Annotated in this window: 14 protein-coding genes and 1 pseudogene; 5 read left to right on the top strand and 10 right to left on the bottom strand. The window is 69.1% G+C overall.

Annotated elements, in window-relative coordinates; genetic code table 11:
* The 4 genes from AB0K09_RS20730 to hisI all read right to left on the bottom strand — a co-directional run.
* The coding region (locus tag AB0K09_RS20730; RefSeq protein ID WP_366066851.1) for an HGxxPAAW family protein at positions 1-186 on the bottom strand (186 nt) is incomplete at its 3' end.
* A 113-nt stretch (positions 187-299) separates the two neighbouring features.
* Complete coding sequence (locus AB0K09_RS20725) at positions 300-965, bottom strand: TIGR02234 family membrane protein (RefSeq protein WP_366066850.1); 666 nt, start codon at positions 963-965, stop codon at positions 300-302.
* A gap of 46 nt (positions 966-1,011) precedes the next feature.
* Entirely contained in the window at positions 1,012-2,553 is a 1,542-nt protein-coding gene (locus AB0K09_RS20720) for an anthranilate synthase component I (protein ID WP_366066849.1), read from the bottom strand.
* Positions 2,554-2,563: 10 nt separating this feature from the next.
* Positions 2,564-2,935: a phosphoribosyl-AMP cyclohydrolase gene (gene hisI, locus AB0K09_RS20715; RefSeq protein ID WP_366066848.1), complete on the bottom strand. Its 372-nt coding sequence runs from the start codon at positions 2,933-2,935 to the stop codon at positions 2,564-2,566.
* A gap of 285 nt (positions 2,936-3,220) precedes the next feature.
* Between hisI and AB0K09_RS20710 the strand changes: the two genes are divergently transcribed.
* Positions 3,221-3,853: a TIGR03085 family metal-binding protein gene (locus tag AB0K09_RS20710; RefSeq protein ID WP_366066847.1), complete on the top strand. Its 633-nt coding sequence runs from the start codon at positions 3,221-3,223 to the stop codon at positions 3,851-3,853.
* A gap of 190 nt (positions 3,854-4,043) precedes the next feature.
* Positions 4,044-4,610, top strand: coding sequence for a DoxX family protein (locus AB0K09_RS20705; RefSeq protein WP_366066846.1), 567 nt, complete (start codon positions 4,044-4,046; stop codon positions 4,608-4,610).
* Positions 4,611-4,625: 15 nt separating this feature from the next.
* On the opposite strand, the gene AB0K09_RS20700 is transcribed toward AB0K09_RS20705, so the two are convergent.
* Positions 4,626-5,399: a serine hydrolase domain-containing protein gene (locus tag AB0K09_RS20700; RefSeq protein ID WP_366066845.1), complete on the bottom strand. Its 774-nt coding sequence runs from the start codon at positions 5,397-5,399 to the stop codon at positions 4,626-4,628.
* A 253-nt stretch (positions 5,400-5,652) separates the two neighbouring features.
* On the bottom strand, positions 5,653-7,152 hold the full coding sequence (locus AB0K09_RS20695; RefSeq protein ID WP_366066844.1) for an RICIN domain-containing protein: 1,500 nt from the start codon (positions 7,150-7,152) through the stop codon (positions 5,653-5,655).
* Between the two features lie 813 nt (positions 7,153-7,965).
* On the opposite strand from AB0K09_RS20695, the gene AB0K09_RS20690 reads away from it, so the two are divergent.
* Positions 7,966-9,087 carry an IS630 family transposase gene (locus AB0K09_RS20690; RefSeq protein WP_366066843.1) on the top strand — a complete coding sequence of 374 codons (1,122 nt, stop codon included), beginning with the start codon at positions 7,966-7,968 and terminating at the stop codon, positions 9,085-9,087.
* 28 nt (positions 9,088-9,115) lie between these two features.
* Here AB0K09_RS20690 and AB0K09_RS20685 read toward each other — a convergent pair whose 3' ends face one another.
* Entirely contained in the window at positions 9,116-9,433 is a 318-nt protein-coding gene (locus AB0K09_RS20685) for an Imm51 family immunity protein (RefSeq protein WP_366066842.1), read from the bottom strand.
* A 190-nt stretch (positions 9,434-9,623) separates the two neighbouring features.
* On the opposite strand from AB0K09_RS20685, the gene AB0K09_RS20680 reads away from it, so the two are divergent.
* The gene (locus tag AB0K09_RS20680; RefSeq protein ID WP_366066841.1) at positions 9,624-10,274 is read left to right on the top strand and encodes a hypothetical protein; all 651 of its coding nucleotides are present in this window, start codon (positions 9,624-9,626) and stop codon (positions 10,272-10,274) included.
* Positions 10,275-10,337: 63 nt separating this feature from the next.
* On the opposite strand, the gene AB0K09_RS20675 is transcribed toward AB0K09_RS20680, so the two are convergent.
* Positions 10,338-10,889: a hypothetical protein gene (locus AB0K09_RS20675; RefSeq protein ID WP_366066840.1), complete on the bottom strand. Its 552-nt coding sequence runs from the start codon at positions 10,887-10,889 to the stop codon at positions 10,338-10,340.
* Between the two features lie 78 nt (positions 10,890-10,967).
* Positions 10,968-11,894: a hypothetical protein gene (locus tag AB0K09_RS20670; protein WP_366066839.1), complete on the bottom strand. Its 927-nt coding sequence runs from the start codon at positions 11,892-11,894 to the stop codon at positions 10,968-10,970.
* A gap of 260 nt (positions 11,895-12,154) precedes the next feature.
* Here AB0K09_RS20670 and AB0K09_RS20665 point away from each other — a divergent pair, with 260 nt between their 5' ends.
* Positions 12,155-12,595, top strand: a complete 441-nt coding sequence (locus AB0K09_RS20665) for a hypothetical protein (RefSeq protein ID WP_366066838.1) — start codon at positions 12,155-12,157, stop codon at positions 12,593-12,595.
* Positions 12,596-12,740: 145 nt separating this feature from the next.
* Here the strand turns inward: AB0K09_RS20665 and AB0K09_RS20660 are convergent.
* Positions 12,741-13,251, bottom strand: a pseudogene (locus AB0K09_RS20660) (hypothetical protein); the annotation flags it as partial.

Below are 13,251 nucleotides of genomic sequence, written 5' to 3'. Positions count from 1 at the left end.
CGGGATGAGCGCGGTGCGGGCTCCCGTGGCGGCCAGGGCTGCGGCCAGCGGCTCGAGGCCCATCCCGGCCCAGAAGCCGACCGGCTTCGCCATCACGCAGAACGCGCCGGCGACGCAGAAGCCGATGAAGGCGATCGTGACACCGGTCCAGGCGGCCGGGGTGTGGCCGTGGTCGCTAGCCGACATGAGTTTGACTCCTCGTTGCTGTGTCGCGCCTTCGGGCGCGGAGATCCCTCAAGGTCCTCGGAAGGTCATTCTTCCCGACGCGCCCGGGCGGGATCGCGCTGGGGTGGGCGTGTTCAGCGCCCGGTTCCGCGCGTGGGGTCCTCGCCGCGGTCGAGGGCCTTCCACAGCTCCTCCGGCCGGTCCGGGTCGGGGGCGGTGCGGACGCGGCGCGGGCGGGGGGCGCCGTCGCGCTCGTAGCGGCCGGACATGGCCGGCCAGCCGCTGCCGTAGCGCAGGGCCAGCAGGCCCGCGAGGAAGAGCAGCACGCCACCCGCGAGGGCGACCCAGGGCCAGGCCGTGTGGGTGACGTCCGCGATGCCGGCGTGCGCGAGGCCGGTGACCTTGGCGGCCTTCTCCTCCAGCGCACCGGTGTCGGAGGCGCCCGTGGCGGAGGCGGCGGCCACGCCGGCGCCGCTGAGGGCGAGCAGCGCGGAGACGATCCTGCGGCCGGCGCCGCGCACGGCGAAGACGGCGACGAGCGCGGCGAGCCCGACCACGGCGAGTGCGGTGGGCAGGCCGGTGACGTCCTGGCCGCTGGCCTGCTGCGGCAGGGCACCGCTGGCGACGGCGGCTGTGCCCTCGGCCCAGGTGCGGCCACCGGCCAGCAGGGTGAGCGCGGCTCCGGCGGCGCCCAGCAGCAGGGCGGCGCCGACGCTGCGCCGGCCGGCGCGCCGCTCGCGCGGGGCGGCCTCGGCGTCGTGGGGGCGGGGGTGGGGTACGGCTGCGCTCACGCCTTCCACTATCCCCTGCCCGCTCCCCCGACGTGCGAGCGGCCCCCCGCCTTCGTCAGTCCCCCAGGCGGTTGGCGGTATGGACCGCGCGCAGCACCGCGGCCGCCTTGTTGCGGCACTCGGCGTCCTCGGCCGCCGGGTCGGAGTCGGCGACGACGCCGGCCCCGGCCTGGACGTAGGCCGTGCCGTCGCGCAGCAGCGCGGTGCGGATGGCGATGGCGGTGTCGGAGTCGCCGGCGAAGTCCAGGTAGCCGACGCAGCCGCCGTACAGTCCGCGCCGGGTGGGCTCCAGCTCCTCGATGATCTGCATCGCGCGGGGCTTGGGCGCGCCGGAGAGGGTGCCGGCGGGGAAGCAGGCGGTGAGCACGTCGAAGGCGGTGCGGCCGGGGGCCAGCCGCCCGGTGACCGTCGAGACGATGTGCATGACGTGGCTGTAGCGCTCGATCGACATGAAGTCGACGACCTCGACGCTGCCGGGCTCGCAGACCCGGCCGAGGTCGTTGCGGCCGAGGTCGACGAGCATCAGGTGCTCGGCGCGCTCCTTGGGGTCGGCCAGCAGCTCCTCGGCGAGCGCGGAGTCCGCCTGCGGGGTGGCGCCACGCGGGCGCGTGCCGGCGATGGGGTGCAGCAGGGCCCGGCCGTCCTCGACCTTGACCAGCGCCTCGGGGCTGGAGCCGACGACGTCGAATCCGTCGAACCGGAACAGGTACATGTACGGGCTGGGATTCGTCGCCCGCAGCACCCGGTAGACGTCCAGCGCGGAGGCCGTGCACGGCGTCTCGAAGCGCTGGGACGGCACGACCTGGAACGCCTCGCCGGCGCGGATGCGCTCCTTGATGTCCTCGACGGCCGCCTGGTAGTCGGGGCCGCCCCAGCGGGCGGTGTACTCGGGCAGCTCGGAGGACGGCAGCGCGGCGGGGTGGCTGGGCACGGCCCGGTGCAGGTCGGCGGCCATGGCGTCGAGCCGGGCGACGGCGTCGGCGTACGCCTCGTCGACACCCGTCTCCAGATCGTTGTGGTTGATCGCGTTGGCGATCAGGGTGACGGTGCCGCTCCAGTGGTCCAGGACGGCGAGGTCCGAGGTCAGCAGCATGGTCAGCTCGGGCAGGCCGAGGGTGTCCCGGCTGCCGCCGGGGTGCTCGCCGATCTTCTCCAGGCGGCGCACGACGTCGTAGCCGAGGTAGCCCACCATGCCGCCGGTGAACGGCGGCAGCCCGGCGCCCTCGATGAGGTCGCGCGGGGTGTGCAGCGCCTCGACGGTCGCGCGCAGGGCGTGCAGCGGGTCGCCGTCCGTGGGGACGCCGACGGGCGGGGTGCCCAGCCAGTGGGTCTCCCCGTCGCGCACGGTCAGCGTCGCGGCGCTGCGGACGCCGACGAAGGAGTAGCGGGACCAGCTGCGGCCGTTCTCGGCCGACTCCAGGAGGAAGGTTCCCGGGCGTTCCGCGGCGAGCTTGCGGTAGAGCCCGACGGGGGTGTCGCCGTCGGCGAGGAATCGGCGGACGACCGGGATGACCCGGCGGTCCTTGGCGAGCAGGCGGAACGTCGCGGCGTCGGGGGTGACGTCCCCGTGCGCGGTGGCGGAGATCATGGCGGCCATGCGCCGGAGCCTACTGGCCCTGCGGCCCGCTCAATGGCAGGAGCCGGTCGTCGAAGCAGGTCCGGGTGCCGGTGTGGCAGGCGGGGCCGGTCTGGTCGACCTTGACGAGGATCGTGTCCGCGTCGCAGTCCAGCGCCACGGACTTGACGTGCTGGACGTGCCCGGAGGTGTCCCCCTTCACCCAGTACTCCTGCCGGCTGCGGCTCCAGTACGTGCACCGCCCGGTGGTCAGGGTGCGATGCAGGGCCTCGTCGTCCATCCACCCGAGCATGAGCACCTCGCCGGTGTCGTACTGCTGCGCGATGGCGGGCACGAGCCCGTCGGCACTGCGCTTGAGCCGCGCGGCGATGGCGGGGTCGAGGGAGGATGCGGGGCTTGTCATGCGCCCATTCTAGGAACCGGCGATGCCCCGCCCCGGCCGTAAGGCCGCGAGCGGCCGCCGCGGCGGGAAAGGTGGGTCACGGCCGACCACGCCCCCGGCTCTCTTTTCCGCCGCAACGGCGAGCAACCCCGTACGGCCGGCCCGGCGGTGCCGACCGGCCGCGAGCGGCCGCCGCGGTGGGGTGTGCGCGGCAGGGAATCGCCGCGCACGGGGTGCGGGCGGGCGCCCGCGTCCGGGGGCCGGAAATGTCCGGGGGCCGGGCGGGATCGCCGTAGGGTGGGGGCCATGTCGACTCACGCTCAGCGCGAACGTCTGTTGCTCGCCGATCTGTTGGAGACCGTCGGCCCCGAGGCGCCGACGTTGTGCGGCGGGTGGAAGGCCCGGGATCTCGCCGCGCACGTCGTCGTGCGGGAGCGGCGGGCCGACGCCGCGGTCGGGCTGGTGATCAAGCCGTTGGCCGGGCGGCTGGAGCGGGTGCAGGAGGAGTTCGCCGCCAAGCCGTACGAGGAGCTGCTCCAGCTCATCCGGACCGGGCCGCCGCGCATGTCGCCGTTCGCGCTGAAGCAGGTCGACGAGGCGGCGAACACGGTGGAGTTCTTCGTGCACGCCGAGGACGTGCGCCGGGCCCAGCCGGACTGGGCGCCCCGCGAGCTGGACCCGGTGTTCACGGACGCGCTGTGGAGCCGGCTGGAGCGCACGGCCCGGATGCTGGGGCGCCGGTCGCCGGTGGGGCTGGTGCTGCGGCGGCCGGACGGCCGCACGGCGGTCGCCCAGCGCGGCGCGCCGGTGGTGACGGTCACCGGGGAGCCCGGTGAGCTGACCCTGTTCGCGTTCGGCCGTCAGGACGCGGCCCGGGTGGAAACGGCCGGTGAGGAGACGGCGATCGCGAAGCTGAGGGCGGCCGCGCTGGGGATCTGACGGAGCTGTCCGCCGGGCAGGCGCTGGGTGGGCAGCAGCAGGAACCGGTCGGGGCGCAGGGCGGCCGGAGAGCAGCAGGCGGGCGCCGGCCGTCCGGCGCCTCCGGTTTTCCTGGACCGGTTCTTGCCGTCCCCCTCGGGCAAGGGGCGAGACTGGATATTGAAGTCTCATCCGGAGGAAGGTGACCACCATGACTTTCCGGAGCACATCACCCCGCGACCCGCCGGCGGACGCCGCGTACGGCGGGCGTGTCGCGTACAGCACCTCCGTGACCGCCTACTCGGCCGGGCTTCTGCTGCTGCGCCTCATGCTCGGTCTGACCATGGCGTCCCACGGCACGCAGAAGCTCTTCGGCTGGTTCGGCGGGCACGGCATCGACGCCACGGCCGCCGGTTTCGCGCACCTCGGGTATCGCGCGCCCAAGGCCATGGCCGTGCTGGCGGGGCTCTGCGAGTCGCTCGGCGGGCTCGGGATCCTGCTGGGCCTGCTGACACCGCTGGCCGCCGCCGCCCTGCTCGGCGCGATGATCAACGCGCTGTGGGTGACCTGGGACGGCGGCTTCTTCGCCCCGAAGGGCGTGGAGTACACACTGCTGATCGCCGTGGCCACGGCGGCGATCGCCCTGACCGGACCGGGCCGCTACTCGGTGGACGCGTATCTGCCCGGCCTACGGACGTATCGGCTGGCGTACGGGGTGGGCGCGATCGTGCTCGCCGCGGTGGCGTCCTGCATCGTCCTGCTGATCTTCATGCGGTGAGCTCATGCGGTGAGCTCATGCGGTGAGCGCGTTGTCGACCAGGCGGAGAGCGGCCAGGGCCTGAGCCTTCCGCCCCTCCTCGTCCGTGCGCAGCGTGAACACCGCGGCGGCCACCGCCCGGCTCCCGTCCGGGGTGACGCCGCTCTCGGAGACGACGCCGAGATGGGTGCCGCCGTGGAACCAGACGCCGTCCCGGCTTCCGGCGACCGGGCGCCAGGCGATGCCCAGGCCGTAGCGGACGCCGGGTGCCGGGATCCAGTCGGGCGCGGGGACCGTTCGCTTCATGGCGGCGAGCTGCGCCGGGCGCAGCAGCCGGCCGCTCATCAGGGCGCGCAGGAAGGTGGCGAGGTCGCGCGGAGTGCTGATGATGCCGCCGTCCGCCCCGCCGCCCGTGGCGAGGGTGGTGTCGGTCGGCCGGTCGGCGCCGGGGAACCAGGTGCAGGCGGTGGCGGTGGGCTGCGGCACGTAGGGCGAGGTGCCCGGGGTGAAGGTGTGCCGGAGGCCGAGGGGTTCGATGACGCGCTCGTGGACGAGCCGGGCCCAGGGGTGGCCGGTGGCCGCTTCGAGGAGCATGCCGAGGACGACGTAGTTGGTGTTCGACCCAGAGACCCGGTTTCCCCAACGAGATGCTGCATGCGTGCTGGGGCCCTGTGTCCCAAACGGCCAGTTCGCCGGTGATTGTCTCGATCTCGGATTCCGCCACCTCGTCCCACGTGTGGCGCAAATGTGGTTCGGGACGAGAATCCCATACCTCCACGGAAACGGACGCCGTGTGAGTGCTGCCGGCACTCCTCAGGTCGATACGCATGGGGAAGGAATCCAGAAATATCCCAGCTCGTTTTTCGTCCGGGTAAGGGATAGGGATCATCTCATAATGAGATTCTTGGATCCCGAAGGATCGGTACTCCACATGGACATCGAGCTCTTGCCTGCTGAGTAGCGTTGCCACTTAGCTCTCCGATCGTGGGGCAGCTGCGTCTTCAGGTCGGACATCCGCAGCAGCTTCTTACTCTAGCCTGATGATGTTGAGAGGTCGGCGAAGTCAAGAGGCGCCCATCTTCCACCGGGCACCACCCTGTCCCTTATAATCCCATTGCTGAGCCAGTGCTCCATTTTGCTTACTACTGCCATCTATCTCGAGCGCCTTGCCGCTCCTCTCGTTTTCGAGAACTGTGCCTATGTAGTCATGCCATTGGGGATCCATTATGTCCAGCTTGCTCCAGATTTGAGTCTTCGCTCCGGGGACGCAATCCCACTGCTGGACAGGTGCACCATTATCGGTACGTGAATCGGCAACTTCAAGACACTTCTCACTGTTTGCATTCACGATCCTGAAGGTCTGTGCGCCCTCGGGCTTCAAAATCCAGTCGGCGCCGGGCTGCCCCACGCAATCCCACTGCTGCGCCCGGGCGCCGTTAGTGGTGCTCGATCCGTCGATTTCCAGGCACTTACCGCTCGAGTAATTGACCAACCGCATCTGATACGCGGACATACTCTGGTCGACGTCCACCATAAATGCGTCATCATACCCTTCGATGATGCGATTCTTGGTGTAGAAGCCTGCCAGGATCTGGCCTGCGGCTCCGTTCTGGTCGGCGTCTACCGGGAGAGCGGAATAGTTGTTAGGGCCTGGCGACCTCGTCCGGTCCTTGTCGTACTGGGCAGCACCTTCCATGGTGGTGGCAAACGGAAACTCGTCGCACTGGTTTTTCTTGCCCGGTATGCTCGACTGCGTGTAGTTGTCTCCGAAATACTTTACGCAGGCGGCGACCGCCAGGCTGGTATTTTTGTTGCGCCGGTCCATGTCGCTATAGAGGCGGTGCAGGGGAGTCACTTTATTGTTGCCGGGGAAGATTTTTTTCTGATTCGCCTTGGGGACGGTCTTATCGGGATCTGTGTAGGCCATCTTGATGTGCTCGGCGACGCCTCTTTCTGGAGCATCACTGGCCGTGCTGTAGTGCAGTGTCGGAATCATGCCAAATGTTGCGCCACCAGATTTCGTGGCGATCTCCGGCGCATTGTCCCACCGAAGAGGGAAGCCGTGGGGGAGCCTTCCAAGGTTGTCATCCGGGATGTTGTAGGGCGGGATCTTGAGGATGATATAAGGCCGATACACGGTGTAGACGGTGTCGGCCCGCCCGTCTCCTTGCCCTGGACGCACGGTCAGCAAATCCTTGAAGTGGGCAGGGTTCATAGTGCTCAGCCTGTCGTAGCTGATGTTGTCCTGCGGAAGGTCGTTATCGATGTCGGCCTGGGCGCTGCTTGGTGTCATGGAAGGTGGTTTCGAATTCACGATGATCAGCAATTTATCTGTCTGAGTGAAACCGATTCTTTCAAATTCCTGAAAGTCGTAGTCAAATCTGACCGTACGATCGTGCTTTCCGATGGCCCCTCTGACGAACACCCACATGCTCGCGGTGCCGACAGCTCCGCTTTTGTTCGTGAAGGTCTCGATTACCTTGGCCCCGGTGCACATCGAGAACCGCGAGGAGTTGTAGACCTCAGAGTTTCCTGCTGCAAGGTTGCGCTTGCACTCATCCACTGTCATGTAGTGGGAAGGCTCCGGGTATGTGCCGCCGGTTGCGGCAAGTGAACGCCGAGGGCCTGCAGGAGGTGCTTGGCTTGCTGACGGCTTCTCATCTTTCAAGTTGTCGGGCGCGAGTGGTCCAATCGCTTCTTTAGGGAGTTTGGGGATGCTCGCTTCCCGGGCCGCGGCCTCAAGCCTCTGACGCCCGTCTCCTCGATTCAGCTCCTCTAGGGAGGGCGTAGGGGTGTGAAGTGGCACCATGTAAGACTTGATTTGTATCTGATCGTCAGCTGCCGCAGTCGGCACCACCGCTGTAGACGCGGCTATGAAAGCCGCGAGCGCGGACGCTGCACGCAACCGGAATCTCCTGGTCCGTTTCACAGAACTTCCTCTCACCTAGTGTCGTGTGAAGAACGGTTACCATCATGCCTCAACCAAGATCAAATAGATGGCCAGATCAGATTTTGATGCAGAGGTGGATGACACGAGTTGCGGCAGTGCGCGCACCAAGTGCTCCGAGGCGCCATGACGACTGAGCTGCGGGCAGTAATCGACCCGCTGCTGGCTCCCCCGTGGAGAGGTGACAGGTGCGGGTCGGCAGGTTCTCGGACTCGGAAGGACTGGTTCATGTACCTTGCCAGCCGCGCGCTGGACTGCGGGTGGTGACGCTGGAGGACGTCGCCGGTTCGTGGGCTGGCTGAGGCCGCCGCTGCCGGCCGAGATGGGAGGGCCGCAGGTACTGCCTAGTGCTGTGACCGCATAGGTTCACCGGGTTGCTCGTTGTGCTGGTTGGAAGCGATGTCGCTTCCAACCAGTAGGGGAGGCGGGATGGCACCACCGGTCAGAGTCCGGAGGCTGACGGAGCAGGAGGGGCAGAAGCTTCAGCAGATCGTTCGGCGAGGTAGTACGAGCTCGGTGCGGATTCGGCGGGCGATGATGCTGCTGGCCTCGGCCGGCGGCAGCACGGTCCCGGTGATCGCGCGGCTAGTCCAGGCGGACGAGGACACCGTCCGGGACGTGATCCACCGCTTCAACGAGATCGGGCTTGCATGCCTCACCCCTCAGTGGGCGGGAGGCCGTCCCCGCCTGCTGAGCAGTGACGACGAGGACTTCGTCATCCAGACGGCCACCACCCGCCCGACCGTGCTGGGCAAGCCCTTCACCCGTTGGTCGGTCCGCAAACTTGTCGACCACCTGCGCCGGAACATGACCAGGCCCGTCCGGATCGGCCGCGAGGCCCTGCGGTGCTTACTGACCCGCCGGGGGATCACTTTCCAGCGAACGAAGACCTGGAAGGAGTCCCCGGACCCGGCCTTTGATGCCAAGCTGGAGCGAATCGAGTACGCGGTCAACGAGCGTCCTGACCGCACATTCGCCTTCGACGAGTTCGGGCCACTGGGCATCCGCCCCACCGCCGGCTCCTGCTGGGCCGAACAGAGCCGCCCCGACCGGCTGCCTGCCACCTACCGCCGCACCCACGGCATCACCTACTTCCACGGTTGCTACTCCGTCGGCGACGACAAGCTGTGGGGTGTCAACCGGCGCCGCAAGGGCATCGACCACACCTGGGCCGCCCTGCGGTCGATCCGAGCAGCCCGCCCGGACGGCGGCCCGATCTACGTGATCCTGGACAACCTCTCCGCCCACCTGAACTGGAAGATCCGCAGGTGGGCGGCCAGGAACAAGGTCGAGCTGTGTTTCACACCCACCTACGCGTCCTGGGCCAACCCCATCGAGGCTCACTTCGGGCCGCTGCGGCAGTTCACCCTCGCCAACTCCCGCCATCCGAACCACACCGTCCAGATCTGGGCCCTGCATGCCTACCTGCGCTGGCGCAACCAGAACGCCCGCCACCCCGACGTCCTGGCCGCCCAACGCCGCGAACGCGCACGCGTCCGCAGCGAACGAGGTCTCCGCTGGGGCGGCAGGCCACTGCCGGCCGCAGCCTGACCCCGCTCAACCCGGCGAAGTCACAGCATTAGTCGTCGAACTCGAAGCCCGAAGCCTCCGCACGGGCAATGATGTCGCGGACTGCCTCGGGGCTCGTGATGACGGATTCGACGGCCGTCTTGAGTCGCGCGAGGTCGCTCGAACTGCCGACCGCGCAGAACATGCCAGCCTCGCTGTCGAAATCGACGTGCTCGGCAATATCCGGCCAGGCAAACCGCACGAGACCCTCCCAGAAGTACCCGTTCGGCTCATGCCCGGCGGCAACTACTGCGGCATCGGCAGCCAGGCCGCCGGCATCCAACGTCAGCGAGTGCTCGCCATCGAAGTCATGGAAGTGGATGGTCACGGCGCGATCGTCTCACCCCAGCACGCGAACCGTTCGTCCGGTCCCTCACAACTCTCGAACCCGGTGAACCTTCTCGGTCACAGCACTAGGCGGACGGAGCCGCCGGCCACCTCGCCGCCGGCCGCGCCGCCCTGGCCACTGCCCTCGGCGAGCTCGGCAGCGACGCGGCCCCTGAGAAAGGCGACCCCCGTTGATCGAAGCCATCCTGCGCGGCACACAAATCCGCCTCCCGGCTGGCACCGGCCAGCCGCGTGCCGAGGACCGGCGCCAGCTGCGCGAGCGCATCGAACGCGCCGAACAACGCCACACGGCCGCAGCCGGCACCTCCCGGGGCTGGCTCAGCCCGCGGTCCCCCGAGCTCGCAGCCCTGAACCGCCCGCTTCCCGGGCAAGTCGCCGCCGTCCGCTCACTCAAACGCCGGGCGCATCGGGACATCGGGGCCCTGTGCCGCTACACCCTCGACGTCCCCGGCGCCAGCCAGCGGGCCGGCCGCTTCGTCGTCGCCGAATACCCCACCGACCCGGTCGGCGCCCGGGGCCGGGGCTGCATGCTTTGCCTTACCAGCGGTCCTGGCGATGGCTCCCGCTTTTGGTGGCGCTACGCCGCCGGCATCGGCGACAGCACCGCCGCCTACCTCCTCTTCCTCGACGCCCTCCTGCGCGGCGAGCACGACGAAGCCCTCCACTGCTACGAGGCTCTGGACGCCGCCGGATTCCTGTGCGACCCCGACCTCGACCCCGAAGCCTCCATCCGGGCCACGAGAACCTGGCGGCCTGCGCTGGGCGTTCCCGAGGGGTACCTTCACGACGTCTCCGACAAGGAGGTCGCCACCCTCACCTAAGGGCCGCATCACCACCGGCCAGCCATCGCGGGCGCGGGAAGACGTCGGCCCATGTACGGACTGCTATTGCGGCCAGGCGGCGGTGCTCTGGTCGAAGTCCTCCTTGTAGGAGTGCCGGAGCGCGAGGTCGGATGGGGCCGGCTCCGGGTGCACCGGTGGCTCCTGCGGAGCGGCCCACAGCTGGATCAGGTGGCGCTCGCCGCGGTTGCCGACGCCGGGTTCGGGGTCTGGGGTGTGGCAGTACAGGCGCATCCGGATCCACGCCGGTACCTGGTCGGTGGGAAGCGTGAGTGGGCCGTCGTCGGGTTCGACCTCTTCGAAGTCGCCGCTGCCGAGGATGTAGAGGGTGGGGGTCTCGGTGGCGTGGAGGCTGATTTCTTCTGCCGGACCCCAGCCTGGGCCGGTCTCGGGTGGGGGCGGCTCGTCGTGGGTCTGGATGGCGATGGTGATGGCGCCGGTATCGGTGTCGGTGAGGATGTGCGCCGTGTCGCTCCCGATGGGCCCGCACCGCCAGCCGTACGGCCACTCGGGCGGCCACTCGTATTCCTCGCCGAGTGCGAGGAGGTAGCCGTACTCTCCGGTCTCTGGCGTCAGGGTGGTCTCAGCGATGATCACGGTGGTCTCCCTCACGCAGGAGGGCACCCCCGGCTTTGGGGGTGCCCTGTGTTGCCGTTCGCTCCAGCCTGCCGGACGTCAGGCGATGACGAAGAACGGGTCGTTGTCCATGACGTGCATCGGACGGCGCCAATTCGTGATGCGCGCGCCTTGGGTGTTGTTCTCGTTCGGGCTCACCCACGTCGTCTCACGCTGCGGAGCCGGCAGCTTCTTGCCGCCCTCGTAGGTGGAGGCGAACGGGTACTCGTCACAGTACGTGCGCCCCACCCGCTTCATCTCCGGCGGCGCGGTGCGCCCGCCGCAGACCGCCCGACGGTTGTCGTTCTTCTGCTTGGTGTTGATCATCCAGTGCAGCGGCTTGCCGCCGTTCGGGTCACCGTAGTGGCCACCGCGGGCGCGGAGCGTGCGGATCCCGTCGTCGATCCACGGGATACCCACCATCGACACCGCGGTCGGCTGGTCGGTCATGGCACAGCCGGAGGTGCCGTAGTAGTTGTCACACCGCCAGGTCGCCGACGGGTAGGTGGTCGAGCCGGGGACGTAGCCCACCTTGGTGTACTCGAACCTGTACCTGGTCTGGGTCTTGGCGTTGACGCGGCCCTTGCGCATGGCCCCCGTCGTGTAGGTGACGCTGCCCGACGAGGCCGTGTCCAGCAGGTGCGGGCTGTAGTGCGTCTTCGCGGTGGTGCCGTTCCCGGCCGTGGCATTGACGCTGACGGTGATCCCCTTGCCTTCACCGGTGGTGCTGGCCTTGGAGAGCTGGAACTTCTCGTCCCAGTCCGCCGACTTCGAGTGCAGCGTCATCGTGTGACGGGCGGTGAACGTGGCGGTGCCGACCTGACGGGGCACGCCGTTGATGACACGGATGACCTTCAGGCGCAGGGTGACCCATTCACATTCGCTGAACCGGTTGATCGAGATCATGTTGATCTTGCAGGTGGCGTTCGCCTGCGGGGTCGCCACCACCCCCGCTGTCGTGGACGACGGGGCGGTCTCCACAGCCATCGGGGCGATGTCGGCCTGGATCAGTGCCGGGGCGGCCGGCTCAGGCACAGCCGCCTGCGACGACGCCGCGGCCGGTATAAGCAGTCCGGCCGCTAAGGCAGAGATGGTGAGACTTCTGACGATTTGTGCTCGCAAGACGTTTCCCCCTTGCGCCGTGCGACTCCCGTGGGCCGTGTTGCCCTTGGTGGGGCGCGACGCAGCCAACGAGCGTACGCACGAGGGCAGTTGCGGGAACCGCCCTTACGGCACAGTGGCCGAAAATGGTCGGCACCGGCTGCCGGCATCGCCGGCTCCGACGCAGGCGACAGAACCTCTCGGTCACCAGCATCCACCGCGCGCTCGCCGAGCATGCCGGGCGCGAGGCATACCCCGAAGCCGCCGCGCGGAGGCGGGAGCGGTCCGGCGGTCGGCGCTCATCGCCGATCGCCGCGTGGCTGCGCGAGCGCACCGGCGGCCTGCGGCTGGTGTTGTGCACCTTCCGGTCGGCGTTGCGCCTGGATGAGGCGCTGCGCAGTACCGGCCCGCTGGAATCCTCCGCCACCAGCTCGGCCATCACCAAGACGATCGTCATCGGCTCCCGCCTGCCCCAGGCGGCTGTGAAGACCCGCCCCTTCCACGCATGCCCGCCGTGGGGCGCGGCCGCAGCTCCTCGGCGAGCCCGCGGGCCTGGGCCGGTGAGAGCGGCGTCGTCCGCCCGATGAACGGCAAAACGCCGTCGGCGGCCGGATTGCTGAAGACCACTTCGCCTTCGACGCTGTGCTCCGCCGTCGTCGGCACGGCGGAGCGGGCACTGCGCAGCGCCGCCGCTCGCTGTCGGCGTGGCGAGCGGGCTGGTGCGTGCCGGGTTTAGCGCGCGGTTTCCATGTGTTCCTCGAGCTCTGCGGCGAGTGCGGGGTTGGGGCGGGGTACGCGGCCGTAGTCGTCGTCGGTGGCGGCTTCCAGGCGGCAGACGGCGTCGGCGATCTTCGCGTGGTCCAGGGCCCAGCTGAACATCCCGCGCGCCCCCAGCGCGGGATCGTTCACCTCCCCGCCTTGGTGCGGGGAGCGGTGGGGGGAGTCGAAGGCGGCGACTGTGGCGGCGATGACCTCCTGCGGCGTGGTGGGAAGGGGGGTGGGGGGTTCGGTGTCGATGTGCGGGTAGAGATCGCTGCCTGTGTGGTGGTGCAGGGCGAGTGCCTGGCGGTACCAGAAGCGGGCCATGTCGTGCTCGCTGTACTGCGCGTGGTGCAGGTAGAGGCAGTAGGCGGCCGTCGCGACGCCGGCGCCGGCGGCGAACTGCCACCAGAACTGCGCGCCGTCGCGCCGGTCGGACAGGTACAGCAGGCAGGCGAACGCTCGAGCTCGCCCCGGGACAACG

The organism is Streptomyces sp. NPDC049577, assembly GCF_040675635.1.
Lineage (GTDB): Bacteria > Actinomycetota > Actinomycetes > Streptomycetales > Streptomycetaceae > Streptomyces.
Note: the sequence above shows the minus strand (reverse complement) of the source record. Positions and strands in the feature narration are given on the sequence as shown.

What these genes read in the sequence shown, in the direction of transcription:
- AB0K09_RS20720 (WP_366066849.1), bottom strand. Translation starts at nt 2,553, where the DNA reads ATGGCCGCCATGATCTCCGCCACCGCGCACGGGGACGTCACCCCCGAC.
- hisI (WP_366066848.1), bottom strand. Translation starts at nt 2,935, where the DNA reads ATGACAAGCCCCGCATCCTCCCTCGACCCCGCCATCGCCGCGCGGCTC.
- AB0K09_RS20710 (WP_366066847.1), top strand. Translation starts at nt 3,221, where the DNA reads ATGTCGACTCACGCTCAGCGCGAACGTCTGTTGCTCGCCGATCTGTTG.
- AB0K09_RS20705 (WP_366066846.1), top strand. Translation starts at nt 4,044, where the DNA reads ATGACTTTCCGGAGCACATCACCCCGCGACCCGCCGGCGGACGCCGCG.
- AB0K09_RS20690 (WP_366066843.1), top strand. Translation starts at nt 7,966, where the DNA reads ATGGCACCACCGGTCAGAGTCCGGAGGCTGACGGAGCAGGAGGGGCAG.
- AB0K09_RS20670 (WP_366066839.1), bottom strand. Translation starts at nt 11,894, where the DNA reads ATGGCTGTGGAGACCGCCCCGTCGTCCACGACAGCGGGGGTGGTGGCG.
- AB0K09_RS20665 (WP_366066838.1), top strand. Translation starts at nt 12,155, where the DNA reads ATGGTCGGCACCGGCTGCCGGCATCGCCGGCTCCGACGCAGGCGACAG.